Below are 23135 nucleotides of genomic sequence, written 5' to 3'. Positions count from 1 at the left end.
CATGAATGAAGCAGTAAAAACGGACATCCACCCGCTGCTGGATGCTTTTGTGAAAGTGGCGCCGTTTCTGAATCAGCTGATCCAGGACGATGTGACAGTGGGGATTTATGATACTGAAAAGCTGATCGTCAACATCCCGGGAAAGACATTTTCCCTTGATGTCAAAGCGGGTGATCCTTTGCAGGAAGGCGATATTATTACAGACGCCATCCGCCAAAACAAAAAGAAAGTAAGCATGGTGCCTAAGGAGCTGTTCGGCTTCCCTCTTGCGGCAAGAGCGATCCCGCTCCACGACGAGAACGGAAGGGTTATCGGCGGAGTCGGGCTCGGCACGAGTCTTGAAAAATCAGATCAGCTTCACCGCGTCGCGGAAAGCCTGTCGGTCATCGTCGAGCAGACGGCCTCAGCCATTCAGGATATCGCCGAATCTGTCAGCGGATTTTCCGGACAAATGTCCGACATTTCCAAGCAGGCGAAAGAAGTCAGCGAAAGCGCCGGAGAAATCGAGAAAATTTCAGTCACCGTAAAAGGCATTTCAGATCAAAGCAACCTGCTCGGACTGAATGCGGCGATTGAAGCGGCGAGAGCCGGTGAATCAGGAAAAGGGTTCTCCGTTGTCGCCGACGAAATCCGCAAGCTTGCGACACACTCAAAAGAAAACGTCGGTCAGATTGACCAAATCACGAAGAAAATCCACGCGTTATTGAAAGACCTTGAGCATTCGATCGAAGTCATCAATGAACATACGAGCGACCAGGCCGCCGGCGTTGAACAAATTTCCGCCACCATGCAGGAAATCAGCAGCAACGCGCAAAATCTCGCCAAGATGGCGGAACATCATTTTGAAGACTAGAACATTCACAGGCCCGCCGGCAAAATCGGCGGGCTTTTCTCATATTTTCAATTATTAAAATTTTATTTTAAATTTTTTAGAGGAATTTTCCCCGGGCGAAGCGAAAGTGATGGATGGGAAATCGCTTTCAAAGGGGGAAGGGGTAAATGAGAGTATATACACCGACTAAACTGACCGGATTGTTATTGGGGCCGATCAGTTTTTTGCTGATTCTCGGCTTGATACCGGAAGCTGAGCTGGCTTACGCGCCGCGGATCATTCTTGCGGTTACAGCTTGGACGGCCGTCTGGTGGATTACAGAAGCCGTACCGATTCCGGCGGCATCGCTGTTGCCAATCATTTTGCTGCCGACATTAGGCGGTTTAGATATGGAAACGACGGCCAAAGCATACGGCGATCCGATTGTGTTTATGTATATGGGGGGATTTATCATTGCGATTGCCATCGAAAAATGGAACCTCCATAAACGGATGGCCTTGCATATTTTGAAGCGGATCGGAGCTGAAAGCCATCGGATCGTGCTCGGCGTGATGGCGGCGACGGCGTTTTTATCGATGTGGATTTCGAATGCAGCCACCGCTTTGATGATGCTTCCCGTAGCGCTTGCAGTTATTAAAGAAGTGCAGGAAAAAGAAATTTTAAAAGGCGAATCGCTGCAGAAGTTCAGCAAAAGCATTTTGCTGGCTGTCGCGTATGCGGCTTCGATCGGCGGACTTGCCACATTGGTCGGTTCCGTGCCGAATGCGGTCTTTGCCGCGATGTCGAAACAGATGCTCAATCATGAAATTATGTTTTTTGAGTGGTTTTTATTCGGGTTCCCGGTTTCCGTTCTGTTTCTTGCCATTTTATATGTTTATTTAACGAAAATTAAATTTAAAGTGAGCGCCTTTCAAGGGAAAAAACCTGATTTTATCGATCATGATTTAAAGGCGCTTGGCGCAATGACGAGGGAAGAAAAATCGGTTTTTACCGTTTTTTTGTTAACCGCATGTTTGTGGATGTTCAAATTCATCCTGCCATTTCAAATTTCAGATACGTCGATCGCGATTTTCGGAGCGGTTCTGCTGTTTTTAATGCCGAGTACAAAGGATGAACGGATCTTGGAATGGAAGGATATGCAGTCGTTGCCATGGGGGCTGCTTCTGTTGTTTGGAGGCGGCTTGTCGCTTGCGGCCGGTTTTTCGGCGACCAATCTGACGGCGTGGATCGGCGGCAAGCTCAAGCTGTTGGAAGGCCACCCTTACTTATTCGTGCTGATTATTTTGACGGCTGCGATTTTATTTATGACCGAAATCATGTCTAATACAGCTGTCGCCAATATGGTGATCCCGATGACGATCGGTCTTGGCGCCGCGCTTCAAGTCGAGCCGTACGGACTGATGGCGGCAGCTGCGCTTGCTTCATCGTGCGCCTTTATGCTTCCGATCTCCACCCCGCCGAATGCAGCCGTCTTCAGCTCCAATCTGTTGACGATCAAGGATATGGTCAGGGCGGGCTTTTGGCTCAATATCGCAGGTGTCGTTTTGATTGTAATCAGCGTTTATTTCTGGCTTCCGGCTGTCTTTCTATAATGTCTGCGAAAAAGCTCTCACTAGTTTTCTTGCATCATCTGCATTAAAATAAGGTTATGACATTACGTTAGGATTGGTAGACAGATGAGCATTTTTAAAGCGGAAGGTTTATATAAAACTTACGGAGATAAAACATTATTTGACCATATATCGTTCCATATCGAAGAAAACGAACGGATCGGCTTGATCGGACCGAACGGAACGGGAAAAAGCAGTTTGCTGAAAGTGATCGCCGGCCATGAATCGACCGAAGAAGGAGACATCACCAAGCCCGGCAGCCTCCATATCGAGTACTTGGATCAAGATCCTGATCTGGACGGCTCTGAAACTGTACTTGAGCACATTTATTCGGGAGATTCCGTGATGATGCGGACGATGAGGGCGTATGAGCAGGCGCTTCAGGAGCTGAATGCGTCGCCTGATGATCCGAAGAAGCAGGAAAACCTGCTGGCGGCACAGGGAAAAATGGACGAACATGGCGCCTGGGACGCGAATACGGCGGCAAAAACGATTTTGACGAAGCTTGGCGTCGCGGATGTGGCAAAAGAAGTGAGTTCCCTTTCCGGGGGGCAAAAAAAGCGGGTTGCGATCGCGAAAACATTGATTCAGCCTGCTGACCTCCTCATTTTGGATGAGCCGACAAACCACCTTGACAATGAAACGATCGAATGGCTTGAAGGCTATTTGAGCGGGTATCCGGGCTCTGTCGTCCTCGTCACCCATGACCGCTATTTTTTAAACCGGGTGACCAACAGGATCTATGAGCTGGATCGCGGGCACCTATACACATACAAAGGGAACTACGAAGTGTTTTTGGAAAAGCGGGCCGAAAGAGAAACGCTCGCCGAACAAAGCGAAACGAAACGGCAAAACCTTCTCAGAAGGGAGCTTGCTTGGCTGAGAAGGGGAGCCAAAGCCCGTTCGACAAAACAAAAAGCAAGAATTCAGCGAGTGGAGGAACTGAAAGAACAGGACGCGCCTGAAACCGGCTCTGCCCTTGATTTCGCCATCGGCTCCCACCGTCTCGGCAAGCAGGTAATTGAAGCGGAAGGTGTTGACATCAGCCGCGGCAGCAATCAGCTTGTCCGTTCATTCGATGAACTGATTGTGCCGGGGGACCGGATCGGCATCATCGGACCGAACGGGATCGGCAAAACAACGCTTTTAAACGCGCTTGCCGGGCGCGTCAAGCCTGACGGAGGGCAGATTACGATCGGTCAGACTGTAAGAATCGGCTACTATACACAGGATCACAGCGAAATGAACGATGCGCTGCAGGTCGTCGAATACATCAAGGAGACGGCTGAGGTCGTCAAAACGGCCGACGGACAAGTGGTTACAGCTGAGCAGATGCTGGAAAGGTTCCTCTTTCCGCGGAGCATGCAGCGCAACTTGATTCGCAAGCTGTCAGGCGGAGAAAAGAGGCGCCTTTATCTCTTGAAAGTGCTGATGGAGGAGCCGAACGTCCTGTTCCTCGATGAGCCGACAAACGATCTTGATACCGAGACGCTCGGAGTGCTGGAAGACTATTTGGAGCAGTTTCCCGGCGTTGTCGTGACCGTTTCCCATGACCGCTATTTCCTAGACCGTGTCGTCGACAGGCTGCTTGTATTTGAAGGAGGCGGAAACGTTTCGCGTTTTCAAGGTTCCTACAGCGAATATATGGAGAAGCAAAAGGAGTCCAGTCGTCAAAAGCCGTCGCCAGAAACCGCCGAACCTGTCAAACCTGAGAAAAAGAAAAGGAAGAAGCTGTCTTATAAAGATCAGCTGGAATGGGACGGCATCGAAGATAGAATCGCCGGTCTGGAAGAAAAGCATAAACGGCTTGAGGAAGAAATCGCCGCAGCCGGCAGCGACTTCGCCAAAATCCAGACATTGATGGAAGAGCAGGCGCAAACAGCCGCAGAGCTCGAAGCGGCAATGGAGCGCTGGACCGAGCTGTCGCTGTTGATCGAAGAGCTTGAACAATCGTAAGTGAGACTGCCGGGAAATCCCGGCGGTTTTGATGTGGAAAAAAGGAGCGCGAACAAATATGCCTTTTGAAGAATTGCTCAGCTGTCTGCTGATGGCCGCATGATGTGTTCTCTTGTTTGTAAAAGCAATGGGTTACCGCAAAGAAAACAGAAGAGGCTTAATGGCGTCCTTTATGATATTCAGCATCGTCTGCTTGATCACGCTCATCATTAAAATTCCTGTTCATTGATAAAAGCTCGGCCATTCTTTCGGCCGAGCTTTTTAACATTTGGAAAACGACAGCCGCGCCACGGCATCGTGCAAGTGAATCGATTCTTCGTTCCGGCATTCGATCTCAAAGGCGGAGATCCAGTCCATTTCGTATAAGTCAGCAGCTGTTAAGCGGATGACGTCTTCTACAAATCTTGGATTTTCATAAGCTTGTTCAGTCACTCTTTTTTCGTCGGGCCTTTTTAAGACGGGATGGAGCTTTGCGCTTGCGTTCGTTTCCGCTGCGGCAAGAAGCTCGCTTTTAAAATCTTCCGGCATCTCCGCCTGTGCATCGATATGCGCGGTGATCTTGATTATGCCGCGCTGGTTATGGGCGCTGTATTCGCTGATTTCTTTTGAACACGGGCAGAGCGTCGTCACATGGGCGGTGATGCCGGCGGTTTGCGAAAAGCCTTTGTTTTCATGATAAGAGACTGTCATATGGATATCGGCGTGCATCAGTCCGGACAATTTGGTTTCCGGGCTGAGGCGTTCGAAATACCATGGAAAACTGACGGAGACGGATGCGCTTTGCTGTTCCATATTGTCGGCTAAATCCTTTGCAAAATCTTTCAGTGTATGGAAGTCAACCGTCCAGTTTGCTTCGTAATAGCGCTGCAGCTGTTCTGTCAGGCGGCTCATATTGATTCCTTTGCGGTCGCGTGCAAGGCTCGTCGTAAAGGAAAAAGTGCCGATCGTCGTTTGTGTAAACGGCTTGAGCGAGGATGCAATCAAAATCGGATGCGAAACGTTTGAGACACCGACATGGTCAATGTCAAAAAAATAGTCGTTCGGTGTATTTTGAATATCCTTCATCTGTTCTTTATCGGTCGGTTTTATTCCTTTCACGGCTTCGACAGATCCGAAGCGGCGGTGGCGTTCGGGTTTTGCGGGCAAATGCAGTTTGCGTTCCATTGATGAGACCCCTTTCTGTAGTAAATCGAAATAGTTCCTATTTATTTTGAGGCAATGCTGTGATAAAATCAAGTGGTCATGTCTAAAGCATGTAATTTAAATCGAAATGATTTCGTTTAGGGAGTGGTTGTTTTGCAGCATAGCGAAATCGTCATTGTTGGTGCGGGACCCGCAGGTATTGGGATGGGGATCGTTCTGAAAAAACTCGGTTTTCAATCGTTTACGATTTTGGAAAAAGACCGTACAGGAGCTTCATTCCGAAGCTGGCCTGAAGAAATGAAACTGATAACACCGTCCTTTACCGGGCAGGGATTCGGAGCATTGGATTTAAATGCTGTTGCTCCGGGAACATCCCCTGCTTTTACTTTTCACCGCGAGCACTTGAGCGGGCGGGAGTATGGAGATTATTTGGCGCTTTTGGCCGATCATTTTCAGCTTCCAATTCAAGAAGGCACATCGGTTCGCAGCGTTCATAAAGACGACGGCGGTTTTTCAGTTGAAACTAATAAAGGCATGATGAAGGCCAAAGACGTCATTTGGGGAGCCGGTGAATTCCAATTCCCGAAATATTCGTTTCATGGTGCAGAGATTGGCATCCACAACAGCAAGGTCGTCAGGTGGAGCCAATTTGAAAAAGCCCATTATTACGTGGTAGGCGGCTATGAAAGCGCAATGGATGCGGCGGTTACACTGGCGTCCTATGGCAGCGATGTGACGGTTGTGATGCCGAATTCGCTCCGCGAAAACGCTGAAGCCGATCCAAGCCGGTCGCTTTCACCTTACACATGGGAGCGTTTAGAAGATGCGTATGAAAAAGGGAAGGTTCATTTTTTGGAAAAAGCCGTTGTTGAAAAACTGGCGAAAAACGGACCAGCATACGATTTATATTTGTCAGACGGGAGAAAAATCCGCTCGGAAACACGGCCGATTATCGCGACAGGCTTTCATTCCGGCGCAAAACAAATCGAGCATTTGTTTGAATGGGGAAAGAACGGCAAGCCGCTTTTAACGAATGAAGACATGTCGACCGTGACGGACGGTCTTTATTTAATCGGGCCGAGCGTTCAGCACCAAAACGCCGTCTTCTGTTTCATTTATAAATTCAGGCAGCGATTCGCCGTCATCGCTGAGCATTTGTTGAAAAAACGAAAGTTTTCGATCGATGAACAGGTGTTGACAGAATACAGGGAAAATCAAATGTTTCTCACGGATTTGAGCTGCTGTGAGGTGCAGTGTGAATGCTGAAAGAGCCAACGCGGCGGCAGCGCATGCTCTTCATCGGACTCGAATCGGTCGGAAAAACAACGCTTTTTTCGGCGATCACTGATCAGAAAGCAGGCGAAGCAGCCAATGTGAAAGGATCGACGATCTTTGCGGCTGAACGGGAGATCACAAGCCTTCCGGGCTGGCAAGCCATTGATACACCGGGCATTCGGGAGAATGACAGCGTGTCGAAAAGAGCGCTAACAAAAGAGATCGAAAAGGCCGATGAGGTGGTTGCCGTCTTGCGCGGCACCCATTTTTCTGAAGAGCTGAACGCGGTCTTGGAGCTGATTCCGCCGGATGCCCGGCGCGTCTGCTTTATCGTTACGTTTCAGGATAAAATGACGGACGCTATGCGCCGGACGCTTTCTGAGCAAGTGGCCAAGCACAGTCTCCCGGTCCTGCTGGTTGATACGAGAACCGTGACAGACGATAAAAAAGAGCGGATCATCGCTTTTTTAAGCAAAGAGGCTGAATTTCATCCGCTCAAACGGAGGCGGATGAAACAGATTGAACTTGAAAGTGTGGCTGTTCAGCAGTTTTTGTTTCATCGTCCCGTAGCGGGGCCTGTTGTGAGCACTGCACTTTTATGTTTGTTATTTATGGCGCCGATCGTATTGGCTTATCATACATCAGAGTGGATGCAGCAATACGCGGACAAATGGGTGGTTGAACCGCTCCAAAATGCGGTCGGAGGCTTGCCGTCATGGCTGAGCGCGGCATTGGCCGGGAATTATGGCCTGTTATCCCTCGGCATTTACTCGTTTGTTTGGGCGTTTCCTGTCGTTTTGTTTATGTCTGTAGCGAATGCGGCAGCAGATGATTCGGGTTTAAAGGACCGGATCGTCGATTCATTGGACCCGCTGATGCGGAAGATCGGTCTGAACGGCCGTGATTTAGTTCCGCTTTTGACCGGATTTGGCTGCAATGTCGTTGCCGTTCAGCAGACGCGGTCGTGCAGCATGTGTACGAGAAAGCGTTGTGTATCATTTATTTCTTTCGGATCAGCGTGCAGCTACCAAATCGGCGCGACGCTGTCGATTTTCCATGCTGCGGGAAGGGAGTGGCTGTTTATTCCTTACCTCGCTGTTCTTGTTGCAGCAGCGGCCGCTCATAACCGGATATGGTATCGCATCGATCAGAAATGGGCCGCTTACTTTGAGCACCGGCAAACGTTTTTGCAGATGCCGTCCTGGAAAGGAATCGTCTTTCGAGTAAAAGAAGTGCTTCAGCAATTTATCTTTCAGGCGATGCCGATCTTTCTCATCATTTGCCTGGCGGCGACAGTATTGAATGAACTCGGTGTCATCCGTCTTGTGACATTGCTTGTCTCGCCTGTTTTAAGCCTGTTCGGTGCTCCGGAAGATGCGGCGCCGGGCCTTGTTTTTTCTCTGATCAGGAAAGACGGCATTCTCTTGTTCAATGAAGGGAATGGAGCGCTTCTTGATGTGCTGCCGGGGGCAACGCTCTTTCTGCTCATTTACTTGGCATCAACCTTTACTCCATGCATGGTGACGGTTTGGACAATTGCCAAGGAACTGGGGATGAAAACGGCGGCAGCCATTATGGGAAAACAGATGGCCACTTCAGTCGTTTCGGTTTTGATCATCATGATCATCTGGAAGCTGACGCTTTGCATTTTTAAATAAATTGTGGTGAAATAAAATATAAATCGTAATAATTACGATTTGATAAGAGGAAGGAGAATGAAAAAATGAGTAAAAAGATTCCTGTAACAGTATTAAGCGGATACCTGGGGGCGGGTAAAACGACGCTGCTGAATCACATATTGCAAAACCGCCAAGGGCTGAAAGTCGCCGTTATCGTTAATGACATGAGCGAAGTCAACATTGACGCCGGGCTTGTCAAGCAAGGCGGCGGCCTGTCGAGGACGGATGAAAAGCTGGTTGAAATGTCAAACGGCTGCATTTGCTGCACACTCAGAGAGGATTTGCTTGTTGAAGTCGAAAAACTGGCGAAGCAAGGAAATATTGATTATATCGTGATCGAATCGACTGGTATCAGCGAACCGATCCCGGTCGCTCAGACGTTCTCTTATATCGACGAAGAATTGGGTATTGATTTGACCCGCTTCTGCCGCTTGGACACAATGGTCACGGTTGTCGACGCCAATCGTTTTTGGCACGATTTTCAGTCGGGGGACAGCCTGCTGGACCGGAAAGAGGCTGTCGGTGAAGAGGATGAACGCGACATCGCCGATCTGCTCATCGATCAAATCGAGTTTTGCGATGTGCTGATTTTGAATAAATGCGACCTTGTCTCCGAGGAAGATTTAGAAAAGCTTGAGAAAGTGCTGAAAACGTTGCAGCCTAAAGCAAACATCATCAGAGCGGTCAAAGGAGAGGTCGATCCGAAGGTCATCTTAAACACCGGTCTCTTCAATTTTGACGAAGCAAGCGGTTCAGCAGGATGGATCAGGGAATTAAACCAAGGACACCACCAGCATACGCCAGAGACTGAGGAATACGGAATATCTTCGTTTGTATACGAAGCGCGCCGTCCTTTTCATACAGAGCGGTTTTATAATTGGATTCATTCGCTGCCGGAAAACGTCGTCAGGGCGAAAGGAATCGCCTGGTGTGCGACGCGCAACAGCCTTGCCCTTTTGATGTCGCAGGCGGGTCCTTCCGTGTCGCTGGAACCGATCTCTTATTGGGTGGCTGCGCTGTCCAAGCCGGAACAGGAACAAATCCTCAGTCAGAACCCTGAGCTATTAAAAGAATGGAATGAAGAATTCGGAGACCGTCACACAAAGCTCGTCTTTATCGGACTGGATCTGTCGCCGTCTGAAATTACCGCCGAAGCGGATCGATGCCTTTTGACAGATTCGGAGATGGCGGACGACTGGTCGCTTTTATCTGACCCGTTCGATTGGCAGATTGAAAGAGCTAGATAAGCAAATTTATAAGACAAAAGAGAGAAATCTCTTTTGTCTTTTTTTATTTTTAACAAACCGGTGTTTTGTACACCGTGTTGACATATCAGGAAAGGAATACTAATATTTTATTGTAATGTTAACTTAAATTATTTTTGGGTTAACATATGAGTTCGGTGTTTGAAGGGGGGATGAAAGCATGAAGGGGGAAGCGTATTACAGTGTGAGAATGAGAGCCTCCGAGAACGGTCCCCATGAAGAGGGGGGAAAACACATATCCGGAGGAGAGCGGCTTGCGCCTTTCATCGGTTTAAAGGATGCCGTCAGCGATTTATTGGAAAAAGCATTGTCTCATTCGCGGGGCAAGCCGGACTTTATGCAAATTCGGTTCGATCTTGTAAACGAACCGATAAAGCTTGTTCAACCTTTGCGCATTAAAACGAATGAAACGGAATCAGCGGAAGAAGGACAAGCGCTTGCCCGTGAGCTGATCAGCCGCGCCGGCGTACCGGAAAACGCAGTTGACAAAGCGTTTCAAGGCATTGCCGAATACTCGGATGTAAGGGGCGCCGTTTTGTTTGACATTCATTCAGGCCGGCGGATTGACGAAAGAAAGCAAAAAGGAGTGCGCGTCTCACGGCTCGATTGGCCGGAAGCCGATTTTCAAAGATGGGCCGCTTCGTGCGGAATGCCGCCAAATCCGCGGTTAAAAGAGGCGCTTGCCATCGCTTCAAAGGTATGTGAGCACCCGACCGTCGTCGCCGAATTATGCTGGTCAGATGACCCTGATTACATAACGGGCTATGTCGCCGCTAAAAAGCTGGGTTACCAGCGGATTACAAAGATGAAAGAGCATGGAGACGAAAGCGGGTGCCGGATTTTTTTTGTTGATGGATTAGCAGATGTAAAGAGCTGTATAGACGATTTGGAAAAACAGCCTGTATTCATTCGGTCGGGAGGTAAATCATGAATCAATCATTCGTTGAAAAAAGCAAACAATTTCTTTGGCTGCCTTTTACCCAAATGAAAGACTATGACGAAAACCCGCTGATCATCGAAAGCGGGGAAGGCATCAAGCTGAAAGATATCGACGGCAGGGAGTACTACGACGGATTTTCTTCAGTATGGCTCAATGTCCATGGCCATCGCAAGAAGGAACTGGATGAGGCCATCAAAAAACAGCTTGGCAAAATCGCTCATTCAACATTGCTGGGGATGACAAATGTTCCGGCGACAGAGCTTGCCGAGGTGTTAATCAAGATCACGCCGGAAAATCTGACGCGTGCTTTTTATTCGGACAGCGGCGCTGCAGCAATGGAAATCGCGCTGAAGATGGCCTTTCAATATTGGAAAAACATCGGCAAGCCGGAGAAACAAAAATTCATTTCGATGAAAAACGGCTATCACGGCGATACGATCGGCGCTGTCAGCGTCGGTGCGATCGAGCTCTTCCACCATGTATACGGGCCGCTTATGTTTGAAAGCTTTAAGGTGAACGTTCCTTACGTATACCGCTCGAAAAGCGGCAACCCGGACGAGTGCCGCGATGAATGTCTCGCAGAACTTGAACAACTCCTGAGCGAGCGGCACGATGAGATCGCCGCGCTGTCGGTCGAATCGATGGTCCAAGGGGCATCAGGGATGATCGTGATGCCTGAAGGATATTTGGCAGGCGTTCGGGAGCTTTGTACGAAATATGACGTTTTAATGATTGTCGATGAAGTGGCAACAGGATTTGGCCGAACCGGGAAAATGTTTGCCTGTGAGCATGAACGTGTTCAGCCTGACTTGATGGCGGCTGGAAAGGCCATTACCGGAGGCTATTTGCCGATCGCCGTCACTTTTGCGACAGAGGAAATTTATCAGGCATTTTATGATGACTATGACAAACTCAAAACGTTTTTCCACGGCCATTCGTATACGGGGAACCAGCTGGGATGTGCCGTTGCTTTGGAAAATTTGCGCCTGTTCGAATCGGAAAAAATCGTCGCTCAAGTTGCCGAAAAGTCGAAAATACTGGAATCGCTCTTTCATGATCTGGCAGCGCTCCCTCATGTCGGCGACATCCGTCAGCTCGGTTTTATGAGCGGGATCGAGCTCGTTCAGTCGAAGGAAACGAGGCAGCCTTATCCGCCTGAAGAGCGAATCGGATACCGGGTGTCTTTGAAAATGAGAGAGCTTGGCATGCTGACGAGGCCGCTCGGGGATGTTGTCGCATTTCTTCCTCCGCTTGCCAGCACCGCCGATGACCTGCGCGCCATGGTGTCCATTATGAAAGAAGCGATTCAAGAGGTTACAGGCCGTGCACATTGACGTATGGCTCAGCAGCCGGCTCGCAAAGATGAAGGCAGCCGGGCTTTACCGCTCGCTTAAACTGCCTCAAGCTGAACGTACAAATTGGGCGTCAAACGATTATTTGGGCCTCGCGAACGACAAACGGCTGATTCACGCCGCAGAAACGGCGCTCCGCAGCTTTGGAGCCGGAAGCACAGGAGCAAGGCTGACGTCCGGCAATACCGCATGGCATGAAAAACTTGAGCGGAAAATCGCCGGTTTTAAGCAGACAGAAGCGGCTCTCTTGTTTTCAAGCGGATATTTGGCAAATGTCGGCGTGCTTTCATCTTTGCCTGAGATAGGAGACGTCATATTAAGCGATCAATTGAACCACGCCAGCATCATCGACGGCTGCCGTCTTTCAAAAGCTGATACGGTTGTTTACCGTCACACGGATATGAATGATCTTGAAGAAAAGCTCCGCGCCGCACAGAGGCGTACACGCCGCTTTATTGTGACAGACGGCGTGTTCAGCATGGACGGCACGATTGCGCCGCTTGACGAAATCATGCTGCTCGCCAAGCGGTACCGGGCCTTTGTCATCGTTGATGATGCCCACGCAACAGGGGTTTTGGGAGAGGCCGGCAGGGGAACGAGCGAGTTTTTCGGCGTCTCTCCCGATGTAGTCATCGGCACGTTAAGTAAAGCTGTAGGCGCAGAAGGCGGCTTTGTGGCGGGCTCTAAAACATTGATCGATTTTTTGCTGAATCATGCGAGAACGTTTATCTTTCAAACGGCTGTCCCGCCCGCAAGCTGTGCGGCGGCATGCAGGGCTTTTGACATCATCGAAGACAGCCGGGCTAAACGCCGGCTATTGCAATCATCGGTGAACATGATTAAACGGGGTCTGGAGGATATCGGGCTTACGGTCAACGGAGAAGGTACACCGATTATCCCTGTTATGATCGGAGAGCCTCAAAAAGCCGTTCTGATTGCAAACGGCCTGAAGGAAAAGGGAATTGATGCCCCGGCCATCCGCCCGCCGACTGTTGCAGAAGGAGAGAGCCGGATCAGGCTGACCGTCACCGCAGATCGCAGGTTGAGAGATATTGAAGATCTATTAGAGGGGTTTAAATTAATGGGAAGAGAGTTGAACTTGGTGAAATGAAGGGTTTTTTTGTAACGGGAACAGATACGGGAGTCGGGAAGACGTTTGTCGCTTGCGGTCTTGCCGCTTTGTTGAAAGAGCAGCATGTTGATGTCGGCGTGTTTAAGCCGTTTTTGAGCGGCGAGCTCACTAGCGTTCCGCAGAGTGATACAGCTCTTTTGAAGAACATGTCTGAAACGTCTCTTACTAATGAAGAGGTTACGCCTTTTGTATTTAAAGAGCCGCTTGCACCTTACACAGCTGCGAAGCTCGAAGGGAGGACCGTCGGGCTGGAAGATGCCGTGAACCATTGGAAAAAGATAAAGGATCGGCACGATTGCTTCATCGTTGAAGGGGCAGGCGGGATTGCGGTCCCGCTCGGAGAGGATTATTTCGTCAGCGACTTGATCAAAGCGCTCGATTTGCCCGCTGTCATTGTGGCGCGTCCCAATCTCGGAACGATCAACCATACGTATTTAACCGTCCAATACGCAAAACAAATGGGGATACGCGTGATCGGCATCGTGATCAACGGCATCAGCAGCCGGCCCGGACTTGACGAACAGACGAATCCGGACATGATTGAAAGGTTTTGCGGTGTGCCGCTCCTTGGCGTTACACCGAAGCTTGAAGACGCTTCACCAACACAAATTCAACACATGATCAAGGATCATGTCGATGTTTCCTTGATTATGAATCAAATGCAAATGGGGGCAGAAAAATGAATCAGTGGATGGAACTTGCAGAACGTGTGCTGGATGGCGGGGAAGTAACAGAAAAAGAGGCGCTTTCCATCTTGGAATGTCCGGATGACGAAGTTCTCCTGCTTATGCATGCCGCTTTTCAAATCAGAAAACGTTACTACGGAAAAAAAGTAAAGCTCAATATGATTATGAATGCAAAATCCGGCCTTTGTCCGGAAAACTGCGGCTACTGCTCGCAGTCTTCGATATCAAAAGCGCCGATCGACAGCTACCGGATGGTCGACAAAACGACCTTGCTTGAAGGTGCAAAGCGTGCACACGATTTAAATATCGGAACATACTGCATCGTGGCGAGCGGCAGAGGCCCGTCCAACAGAGAAGTCGATCAAGTGGTCGGCGCCGTTAAAGAAATTAAAGAAACGTACGGTTTAAAAGTCTGCGCATGCCTTGGACTGCTAAAGCCCGAGCAGGCCGAGCGGCTGAAGGAAGCCGGAGTGGACCGGTACAATCACAACATCAATACATCAAAAAGCAACCATTCAAACATTACAACGTCCCATACGTATGATGACAGGGTGAACACCGTGGAAACAGCCAAAAAATCCGGGATGTCCCCATGCTCGGGCGTCATCGTCGGGATGAAAGAGACGAAGCAGGATGTCGTCGATATGGCGAAAAGCTTAAAGGCGCTTGATGCCGACTCGATTCCGGTTAATTTTTTGCATGCGATCGACGGGACTCCGCTGGAAGGGGTCAATGAATTGAATCCGCTTTATTGTTTAAAGGTTTTGGCGTTGTTCCGCTTTATCAACCCGACAAAGGAAATCCGCATTTCAGGGGGGCGCGAAGTCAACCTCCGCTCCTTGCAGCCGTTGGGGCTGTATGCCGCCAATTCGATCTTTGTCGGAGACTATTTAACAACGGCAGGACAGAATGAAACAGAGGACCATAAGATGCTCCATGATTTAGGATTTGAAGTCGAATCGGTGGAAGAAATGAAAGCCAGTTTACAGCGGTAACACGGGGGAGATATAACATGACGACAGAGCTGCACGAGGCAGGGCCGAGCCTGAAATCGGATTCGGATTTTTGGAGAGATCCATATCTGTTTTACGATAAACTGCGGTCCGTTCATTCTGTATATAAAGGAACCGTTTTAAAGCATCCGGGCTGGTATGTCACCGGATATGAAGAAGCGGCAGCGATTTTAAAGGACGCGGCATTTAAAAACCGCGTTCCGCTCCCTGAAGCTTCTACTAAATATGAACAACTTCAGCGATTGCAGCGAAATATGATGCTGTTTCAAAATGAGTCCGGCCATAAGCGGATGCGGACGATTGTCGGCAAAGAATTCATGCCGCAGCAGGCGGCAACTTTCCGCTCTGTTATAGAAGAAACCGTCCATGAATTGCTCGATCAGCTTGAAAACAAGAAGACGGCGGACATGGTATCGGAATTCGCTTTTCCTTTGGCAAGCCTTATCATTGCCGGCATGCTCGGCGTCCCGGCAGAGGAAAGGTACCAATTCAGGCAATGGACGGCGGATCTCATTCAAACAATCGATTTGACCCGTACACGAAAGGAGCTGGCAAAAGGCGGTGATACCGTTGTCAAGCTGACGGCTTATTTTAAAGATTTAATTGAAAAGCGAAAAGCTCATCCTTCAGAAGACCTGATCAGCACATTCGCCGGTCATGATCAGCTTGCCGAAGAAGAAGTGCTTGCGACGTGCATCCTGCTTGTGATTGCCGGGCATGAGACGACGGTCAACCTTTTGACGAACGGGTTGTTTTTGCTCATGAACCATCCCGGCCAGCTCAGCGAGCTGAAAGAAAATCCGCTGCTGATTGAGTCGGCCGTCGAAGAATGTCTGCGCTATGAAAGCCCGACACAGCTGACAGCGCGCACCGCGTCAGAGGACTGTGAAATCAACGGGAAAGTCATCAAAAAAGGAGAGCACGTATACATCCTTTTAGGCGCCGCCAACCGCGATCCGAAGATATTTCAAAACCCGCATGTATTTGACATCATGAGAAAGCCGAATCCGCACCTTGCCTTTGGAGCCGGTGCACACGTATGTTTAGGATCGGCATTGGCGCGGCTCGAAGCGCAAATTGCCATTCCCGCCCTGCTGGAGCGGTTGCCTAAGTTAAAGCTTGCTTCAACAGACATTCCATTTCGCAGGCTAATCGGCTTTAGGTCGCTGGCCGAGCTGCCTGTTATCCTCAATTAAAGACGAAAAAAGGGGCTGGCTTACAGGTGCCGGCCCCTTTTAATCTTTCTTTTCATTTTGTGTGATATAGGTTTCCAGAAGCGCCTTTAATTCTTTGACTTCCGCCCGCAGCTCTTTGATTTCTTTTGTATCCTCTTTCAGTTCGCCTGTCTCATCTTCTATTTCCTGAGAAATTTTTTGCGCATTATTCACGATTTCCCCGACGATCAAGTTGATCATAATGAAAGTCGCAATGACGATAAATGAAACGAAATAGAGCCATGACCAGCCGCTCTCGGCAAAAATCGGCCTGAATATGCCGCTTGCCCACGATTCGAGCGTAAAGGTTTGAAACAGTGTCAGAAGGCTGAGCTGCAGATTGCCGAAGTATTCCGGCGCGATGGCGGAGAAGAACATCGTACCGATGACGGCGTACACGTAAAAAATGATGCTCATCAGGATAATGACGCTGCTGATGGTCGGAATCGCCATAAACAGCGCGTTGACGATCCGTCTTAATGAGGGGACCGAAGTGATCGTCCGCAGCACCCGCAGCACCCGGAAAATACGGAGAACGCTGACGAAATTCGTATTGTAAAGAATCAAACTGCCGACGACGATCACGAAGTCAAAAACGTTCCAGTTGTTTTTAAAAAAGTGCTGTTTTTGAACGAACAGTTTAAGAGAAAGTTCGATTACAAATATCGTTAAAAACAAGCAATCCACAATAAAAAATACTTTTTGATAAGGCTTAAAGAAAGCGTAAGTTTCCAAACCGATCGAGATGGCATTCAACACAATGACCGTCGTGATGAATGACTGAAACAGCCGGCAATTGATCAATGCCGAAACTTTGCTTTGAACTGAAAATCGATTTTGATGAGTGTTCACTCTGATTATTTGTCCTCCTGTTTTGATGTCATTTCTATGATACGTTACAGCAGCATGAGGATGTCAAGTCAGTTCTTTTATTTTTGTATCGAAAAACTTAACGTTTACGTAAAAGTTTAATAGTAGTATAATAGAAAAGAAGAAAAATCTCGGGGGGATATGGACGTGGAGTGGATGAAGATTGATCAAATGGCCAAGCGAAGCGGCCTGACGAAAAGAACGATCCGCTTTTACGAAGAAATCGGTCTGCTTTCTTCACCGAAGCGGACGGAAGGCGGTGTCCGTCTTTACTCTGAAGACGATCTTGAAGAACTTGAAAGAGTGATCAGTGCCAAGGAAGTGCTGGGATTCTCGCTGCAGGAGCTCCAGCAATTCATGGAAACGGACAAGCACCTGGAGATGAATAAAGAAGGATACCTATTGTCACTGGATAAACAGGAACGAAAAGAAAAGCTTGAAGACATTCAGAGAATGCTGAATGAACAGATGAGAATGATTGATGAAAAGATTGAAAAATTTCAATCTTTTAAGAAGCGCTTGGAGGGTATGCAGGCAAAAGCTGAGAATGCGCTTCAATCAATTGATTAAACAAGACAAACGCTATTTTCATAGCGTTTCAGCGTGTCGCCAAACCCTCGCATTCGTTGTCAGGCCTGCGCGTCGGTGCTCACGAATTCCAACATTCGCTGCGCTCCGATGCTCGGCCTTCCTAGACTGCAAGGGTTTTCAATCACGCTGAAAGGATGACAAAATCCCAAAACTAAAAGTCATTTTGGGATTTTGTCAACAATCTGAAACGCTATTTTCATAGCGTTTCTTTATTTGGAAAGAAAGGTTTGATAGATAATGAATGAACAACCACCTGAGAACTCAAGTATGTTTAAACAGCCAAAAGCGGTCTGGGCCGTAGCCTTTGCCTGCGTGATTTCGTTTATGGGGATCGGGCTCGTCGATCCGATTCTGCCGGCGATCGCACAGCAGCTGCATGCTTCCCCCAGCCAGGTTTCGCTTTTATTTACAAGCTATCTGCTTGTCACAGGTTTTGCCATGCTTTTATCAGGCGCCGTCTCGAGCCGGATTGGAGCAAAGCTGACGTTAATCAGCGGTTTGATCCTGATCATCGTCTTTGCAGGCCTGGGCGGGCTTTCGCATTCCATTTCTCAGCTCGTCGGCTTCCGCGGCGGCTGGGGACTCGGAAACGCCATGTTTATCTCCACTGCGCTTGCCGTTATTGTCAGCGTGGCTTCTGGCGGAAGTGCAAAAGCCATTATTTTGTATGAGGCGGCTTTGGGATTGGGCATTTCGGTTGGACCGCTTGCCGGCGGAGAGCTTGGCACAATATCGTGGAGAGCGCCGTTTTTCGGCGTATCGGTTTTAATGGCCGCTGCTCTTTTGGCCATCTTTTTTCTTTTGCCGCCTGTCCAAAAGCCGCAGAAGAAAATTTCCATCAGTGCGCCGCTCAAAGCGCTTCGTTATAAAGGGCTGTTGACGCTGTCAGGAGCCGCATTCTTATATAACTTCGGTTTCTTCACTCTGCTTGCATATTCGCCGTTTGTGCTTGACTTAAATGAACGGGGCCTCGGCTATGTCTTTTTCGGATGGGGGCTGTTTCTTGCGATCACTTCTGTTTTCATCGCTCCGGCCGTACAGCGGATCTTTGGAACCGTCCGTTCCCTGCTCCTTCTGTTTATGCTGTTTGCAGCTGATTTGCTCGCGATCGGGATTTGGACGGAGCACATGGCGCTCGTCATCGGGGCGATCATCATTGCCGGAGGTATTCTGGGCATGATCAATACGATTTTGACAACTGCGGTGATGGAAGCTGCGCCTGTCGAACGGTCTGTTGCTTCATCTGCCTACAGCTCCATCCGGTTCATCGGCGGGGCCATTGCGCCTTGGATCGCCGGTGTGTTAGCCGATCATTTTACTGCCCATACTCCCTATTTTGCAGGGTGCATCGCCGTGCTTGCCGGCATGGCCGTTTTGACTGGAGGCCGCCGTTATTTGGCAGGCATCAAAGCCGGTCATTAATGAAAAAAGCTTGTTTCCCTAAAAGGAAACAAGCTTCAGCGTGTCGAGAAACCCTCGCATTCGTTGTCAGGCCTGCGCGTCGGTGCTCACGAATTCCAACATTCGCTGCGCTCCGATGCTCGGCCTTCCTAGACTGCAAGGGTTTTCAATCACGCTGAAAGGATGACAAAATCCCAAAACTAAAAGTCGTTTTGGGATTTTGTCAACAATCTGAAAGCTTGTTTATAAAACTTTCGTTGTCCATGACTCGCAATTCCATGTTTCTGTCGCGATGTCCATATAGAATTCAGGTTCGTGAGAGATGAGCAGGACGGAGCCTTTGTATTCTTTCAAAGCTCGTTTTAATTCTTCTTTTGCTTCCACATCAAGGTGGTTTGTCGGTTCATCGAGTACAAGCAGGTTCGTTTCTGAATTGATAAGCTTGCATAGTCTGACTTTCGCTTTTTCCCCGCCGCTTAATACGGAAACCCTGCTTTCGATATGTTTTGTCGTCAATCCGCACTTCGCCAGGGCCGCGCGGATTTCGTACTGTGTAAAGGACGGAAAGTCGTTCCACACTTCTTCTATGCATGTGTTGTTGTTGGTCTCTTTGACTTCCTGCTCGAAATAGCCGATATGAAGGTGCTCGCCGCGTTCGACTTCTCCCGACAGCGGTGAAATTTCACCCAGGAGGCTTTTCAGCAATGTCGTTTTTCCGATGCCGTTGGCTCCGTACAGAGCGATTTTTTGGCCGCGCTCCATTCTCAAGTTCAGCGGGCGGGACAGCGGCTCATCATAGCCGATGACGAGCTCTTTCGTTTCAAAAATCAGCTTTCCGGATGTTCTAGCTTGTTTAAAGTGAAATTCAGGCTTCGGTTTTTCCGAAGGAAGCTCGATCATATCCATTTTATCGAGCTTTTTTTGCCGTGACATCGCCATATTTCTTGTGCTAACGCGTGCTTTGTTGCGGGCGACGAAGTCTTTCAGCTCTGAAATCTCCTGCTGCTGTTTTTTGTAGGCGGCTTCAAGCTGCTGTTTTTTCACTTCGTATACTTCGCGGAATTGGTTGTAGTCGCCGACATAGCGGGTCAGCTCCTGGTTTTCCACATGGTAGATCAGATTGATGACGCTGTTTAAAAACGGAATGTCGTGAGAAATCAAAATAAAGGCGTTCTCGTACTCCTGCAAATAGCGTTTCAGCCATTCGATATGCTGTTCGTCCAGATAGTTTGTCGGCTCATCGAGCAGCAGGATGTCGGGCTTTTCCAAGAGCAGTTTGGCAAGCAGCACCTTGGTCCGCTGACCGCCGCTCAAATCCGCGACATCCCTGTCAAGGCCGAGATCGTTGAGCCCGAGGCCGCGGGCGATTTCTTCAACTTTTGCGTCAATCGCGTAAAAATCGTTGTTGGTCAGGGCGTCCTGGATTGTTCCGACTTCTTCGAGAAGCTTTTCAAGCTCGTCGGGGTCGGCCTCGCCCATTTTTGTATAGATGGCATTCATTTCTTCTTCCATCGCAAACAAATAATGGAAAGCATTTCTCAACACGTCGCGGATCGTTTGTCCGCGCTCAAGTGATGTATGCTGGTCAAGATAGCCGACCCGAACCTTTTTGGACCATTCCACTTTTCCTTCGTCAGGCTCAAGTTTGCCTGTAATGATATTCATGAAGGTCGATTTTCCTTCGCCGTTTGCTCCGATGAGACCGACATGTTCGCCTTTCAGCAAGCGAAAGGATATATCATGAAAGATCGCCCGGTCGCCAAAACCGTGGCTCAGCTTTGTGACTGTAAGTAAACTCATGTTTTGCACCTCAAAATATAATCTGTATTCTATAAGATTATATCGAACTCAGAGGGAACAATAAAAGAAAAATTGCGCAGCCGCTTTTGTTTTGAGATACTAGGAGCAGAATCAACCTGATAAAAGGAGAAAAACATGACAGAAAGATGGCCATTTTTAAATAAAGCAAAACCGTTTATTCAAGAAAACTGGAAGGCATCGGGCTTTCAAGAGCCGACGAATGTCCAAAAAAATGCAGTCGAACTGATTTTGGACGGGCGTGACGTGATCGCCGAGTCGCCGACTGGAACGGGCAAAACGCTCGCTTACGTCCTGCCGATTCTGGAAAAGCTGGAGGCGGATCAAAAGAACGTGCAAGCTGTGATTCTGGCTCCGTCCCGCGAGCTTGTCATGCAGATTTTTGATGTGATCGTCGAATGGAAAAAAGGCTCGGATATCAGAGCCGCTACCCTGATCGGCGGCGCCAATGTCAAAAAGCAGCAGGAAAAGCTGAAAAAACACCCGCACATCATTGCGGGCACACCTGGACGCGTATTTGAGCTGATTAAAATGAAAAAGCTGAAAATGCATGAAGTGAAAACGATCGTCCTTGACGAAACCGATCACCTGCTTACACCGGAGCATCGCGGTACGATACAAGGCATCATCAAATCGACGCTCCGCGACAGGCAGCTCCTCTGTTTTTCAGCGACTTTAAAAGACGATGCCGAACGCGAGCTTCGTGAAATGACTAAGGATGCGGAAGTTCTCAGAATCAAGAGGTCGAAAGAAGAATCGGCAAAAGTCAAACATCAATTTCTCGTATGTGACCAGCGGGATAAGGTAAAAATCCTGCAGAAATTCTCGCGGCTTCCAGGCATGCAGGCACTCGTCTTTGTTAAAGACATCGGCAATTTAAACGTATATGCCGAAAAGCTCAAATTTCATCATGTAGATATCGGCGTCCTTCACAGCGAGGCAAAAAAAATCGAGCGCGCAAAAATATTGCAGGCATTTGAGGCAGGCGAGTTTACGCTGCTTCTCGCGACCGATATCGCAGCGCGCGGGATCGACATCGAAGATCTCCCTTATGTCATCCACGCCGATTTGCCAAACGTTGAAGGCTATATCCACCGGTCGGGAAGGACGGGAAGAGCGGGGAATGAAGGAACCGTGATCAGCCTTGTCAACCACATTGAAGAGGAAAGGCTGAAAAAGCTGGCGAAGAAGCTTGAAATCCCGCTTCAGCGGATCGTGTATGAAAGAGGACGGATTATTGAAAGGTAAAGAAAGAGGCCTGCCGCCAGCAGGCCTCCTTTTTATATGAATGCTCAGGCATTGTCGGAATCGGCGACTTTGATCAGCTGTTTGCCGAGATTTTTTCCTTCAAACAAGCCTAAAAATGCCTCAGGTATCCGCTCGAAACCTTCTGTTATCGTTTCCTCATATTGAAGCTGCCCGCTTTTTACCCATTCGGCGAGCTGTTTGATTCCTTCAGGAAAGCGGTCCCGGTAATCGTTAACGACAAACCCCTTCATCAAGGCGCTTGATTTAATCAAGGCCGTTTGTACGCGCGGCCCCATATCATCTTCTGTGCTTTTGACGTTATAAGAAGAAATCGCCCCGCAGACCGGAATTCGTGCAGACTTATTGATCATGGTGAAGACGGCATCTGAAATCGTGCCTCCGACGTTGTCAAAGTAAACATCGACACCGTCCGGACAAGCTTGTTCAAGCGCTGAAGCGATATTTTCCGTTGTTTTATAATTGATTGCTTCATCAAAACCGAGCTTTTCTTTTAAGTATGCCGTTTTTTCATCAGAGCCTGCAATACCGACGACTCTCGCCCCTTTGATTTTGGCGATTTGTCCGACGGCGGAGCCGACTGCTCCGGCGGCCCCGGAGACAACAACCGTTTCACCGGCTTTTGGCTGTCCGATGTCCAAAAGCCCGAAATAAGCCGTCAAACCGGTCATGCCGAGAATCCCAAGAAAAGCGGTAACAGGCGCGAGGGACGGATCGATTTTCTGCAGATCGTCTTCGCGAACCGCTGAATACTCCTGCCAGCCCAAGCGGCTCAAAACAATATCCCCTTTTTTGAGCTTGTCTCCTTTTGCAGATATCACTTCGCCGATCACGCCCCCGGTGATCACTTCATCAAGTGGAAAGGGCTCCACATAGGATTTCGTATCCTGCATTCTTCCCCTCATATAAGGGTCCACTGAGACATAGAGCGTTTTGACAAGCACTTCTCCGTTTTTTGCTTCCGGAATTTCCGTTTCTTTTATACGAAAATCGTCCATCACAGGTATGCCCTGTGGACGTCTTGCGAGTTCAATTTGTTTTTGCGGCATAATGATTCCTCCTTTTACTTATAACTTATCACGTAAAAAAGAG

At 48.8% G+C, this 23135-nt stretch carries 19 protein-coding genes; 15 read left to right on the top strand and 4 right to left on the bottom strand.

What is annotated here, in order from left to right; translation table 11 throughout:
- Window position 1 precedes the first annotated feature (1 nt).
- The 3 genes from BTA31_RS06170 to BTA31_RS06160 all read left to right on the top strand — a co-directional run bounded on the left by BTA31_RS06170 (window position 2) and on the right by BTA31_RS06160 (window position 4398).
- Window positions 2-853: a methyl-accepting chemotaxis protein gene (locus BTA31_RS06170; protein ID WP_076789852.1), complete on the top strand. Its 852-nt coding sequence runs from the start codon at window positions 2-4 to the stop codon at window positions 851-853.
- 146 nt (window positions 854-999) lie between these two features.
- Window positions 1000-2424 (top strand): SLC13 family permease, encoded by a 1425-nt coding sequence (locus tag BTA31_RS06165; RefSeq protein ID WP_076789849.1) that lies wholly within the window; start codon window positions 1000-1002, stop codon window positions 2422-2424.
- Window positions 2425-2508: 84 nt separating this feature from the next.
- A complete protein-coding gene (locus BTA31_RS06160; protein ID WP_076789846.1) occupies window positions 2509-4398 on the top strand; it encodes an ABC-F family ATP-binding cassette domain-containing protein in 1890 nt (629 codons plus the stop codon).
- 261 nt (window positions 4399-4659) lie between these two features.
- On the opposite strand, the gene folE2 is transcribed toward BTA31_RS06160, so the two are convergent.
- Window positions 4660-5562, bottom strand: coding sequence for a GTP cyclohydrolase FolE2 (folE2, locus tag BTA31_RS06155; RefSeq protein WP_076789842.1), 903 nt, complete (start codon window positions 5560-5562; stop codon window positions 4660-4662).
- 132 nt (window positions 5563-5694) lie between these two features.
- Between folE2 and BTA31_RS06150 the strand changes: the two genes are divergently transcribed.
- The 9 genes from BTA31_RS06150 to BTA31_RS06110 all read left to right on the top strand — a co-directional run bounded on the left by BTA31_RS06150 (window position 5695) and on the right by BTA31_RS06110 (window position 16079).
- A complete protein-coding gene (locus BTA31_RS06150; RefSeq protein WP_076789839.1) occupies window positions 5695-6807 on the top strand; it encodes an NAD(P)/FAD-dependent oxidoreductase in 1113 nt (370 codons plus the stop codon).
- Window positions 6801-8474 carry a nucleoside recognition domain-containing protein gene (locus BTA31_RS06145; protein ID WP_076789835.1) on the top strand — a complete coding sequence of 558 codons (1674 nt, stop codon included), beginning with the start codon at window positions 6801-6803 and terminating at the stop codon, window positions 8472-8474. The genes BTA31_RS06150 and BTA31_RS06145 overlap by 7 nt, the downstream gene beginning before the upstream one ends.
- A 65-nt stretch (window positions 8475-8539) precedes the next feature.
- Window positions 8540-9742, top strand: coding sequence for a GTP-binding protein (locus BTA31_RS06140; protein WP_076789832.1), 1203 nt, complete (start codon window positions 8540-8542; stop codon window positions 9740-9742).
- A 178-nt stretch (window positions 9743-9920) separates the two neighbouring features.
- Window positions 9921-10691: a 6-carboxyhexanoate--CoA ligase gene (gene bioW, locus BTA31_RS06135; protein ID WP_142243745.1), complete on the top strand. Its 771-nt coding sequence runs from the start codon at window positions 9921-9923 to the stop codon at window positions 10689-10691.
- Window positions 10688-12034 (top strand): adenosylmethionine--8-amino-7-oxononanoate transaminase, encoded by a 1347-nt coding sequence (gene bioA, locus BTA31_RS06130; protein ID WP_076789828.1) that lies wholly within the window; start codon window positions 10688-10690, stop codon window positions 12032-12034. The genes bioW and bioA overlap by 4 nt, the downstream gene beginning before the upstream one ends.
- Complete coding sequence (bioF, locus tag BTA31_RS06125) at window positions 12024-13163, top strand: 8-amino-7-oxononanoate synthase (protein WP_076789825.1); 1140 nt, start codon at window positions 12024-12026, stop codon at window positions 13161-13163. Before bioA ends, bioF begins: the two co-directional genes overlap by 11 nt.
- The gene (gene bioD / locus BTA31_RS06120) at window positions 13160-13867 is read left to right on the top strand and encodes a dethiobiotin synthase (protein WP_076789822.1); all 708 of its coding nucleotides are present in this window, start codon (window positions 13160-13162) and stop codon (window positions 13865-13867) included. Before bioF ends, bioD begins: the two co-directional genes overlap by 4 nt.
- The gene (gene bioB / locus BTA31_RS06115; protein ID WP_076789818.1) at window positions 13864-14865 is read left to right on the top strand and encodes a biotin synthase BioB; all 1002 of its coding nucleotides are present in this window, start codon (window positions 13864-13866) and stop codon (window positions 14863-14865) included. The genes bioD and bioB overlap by 4 nt, the downstream gene beginning before the upstream one ends.
- Window positions 14866-14882: 17 nt before the next feature.
- Window positions 14883-16079, top strand: a complete 1197-nt coding sequence (locus BTA31_RS06110) for a cytochrome P450 (protein WP_076789814.1) — start codon at window positions 14883-14885, stop codon at window positions 16077-16079.
- Between the two features lie 39 nt (window positions 16080-16118).
- On the opposite strand, the gene BTA31_RS06105 is transcribed toward BTA31_RS06110, so the two are convergent.
- On the bottom strand, window positions 16119-16949 hold the full coding sequence (locus BTA31_RS06105; RefSeq protein WP_076789811.1) for an ion transporter: 831 nt from the start codon (window positions 16947-16949) through the stop codon (window positions 16119-16121).
- Window positions 16950-17114: 165 nt separating this feature from the next.
- Here BTA31_RS06105 and BTA31_RS06100 point away from each other — a divergent pair, with 165 nt between their 5' ends.
- Both BTA31_RS06100 and BTA31_RS06095 read left to right on the top strand, forming a co-directional pair.
- Window positions 17115-17537, top strand: coding sequence for a MerR family transcriptional regulator (locus BTA31_RS06100; RefSeq protein ID WP_076789809.1), 423 nt, complete (start codon window positions 17115-17117; stop codon window positions 17535-17537).
- A 258-nt stretch (window positions 17538-17795) separates the two neighbouring features.
- Window positions 17796-18980, top strand: coding sequence for an MFS transporter (locus tag BTA31_RS06095; protein WP_076789806.1), 1185 nt, complete (start codon window positions 17796-17798; stop codon window positions 18978-18980).
- A gap of 222 nt (window positions 18981-19202) precedes the next feature.
- On the opposite strand, the gene BTA31_RS06090 is transcribed toward BTA31_RS06095, so the two are convergent.
- Window positions 19203-20759 (bottom strand): ABC-F family ATP-binding cassette domain-containing protein, encoded by a 1557-nt coding sequence (locus tag BTA31_RS06090; protein ID WP_020450520.1) that lies wholly within the window; start codon window positions 20757-20759, stop codon window positions 19203-19205.
- 135 nt (window positions 20760-20894) lie between these two features.
- On the opposite strand from BTA31_RS06090, the gene BTA31_RS06085 reads away from it, so the two are divergent.
- A complete protein-coding gene (locus tag BTA31_RS06085) occupies window positions 20895-22025 on the top strand; it encodes a DEAD/DEAH box helicase (RefSeq protein ID WP_076789803.1) in 1131 nt (376 codons plus the stop codon).
- 44 nt (window positions 22026-22069) lie between these two features.
- Here the strand turns inward: BTA31_RS06085 and BTA31_RS06080 are convergent, their stop codons facing one another.
- Complete coding sequence (locus BTA31_RS06080; RefSeq protein WP_076789800.1) at window positions 22070-23092, bottom strand: NADP-dependent oxidoreductase; 1023 nt, start codon at window positions 23090-23092, stop codon at window positions 22070-22072.
- Between the last annotated feature and the right edge of the window lie 43 nt (window positions 23093-23135).

Source organism: Bacillus haynesii (genome assembly GCF_001969855.1).
Lineage (GTDB): Bacteria > Bacillota > Bacilli > Bacillales > Bacillaceae > Bacillus > Bacillus haynesii.
The sequence above is the reverse complement of the archived record's forward strand: the minus strand, read 5'-3'. Positions and strand labels throughout refer to the sequence as shown.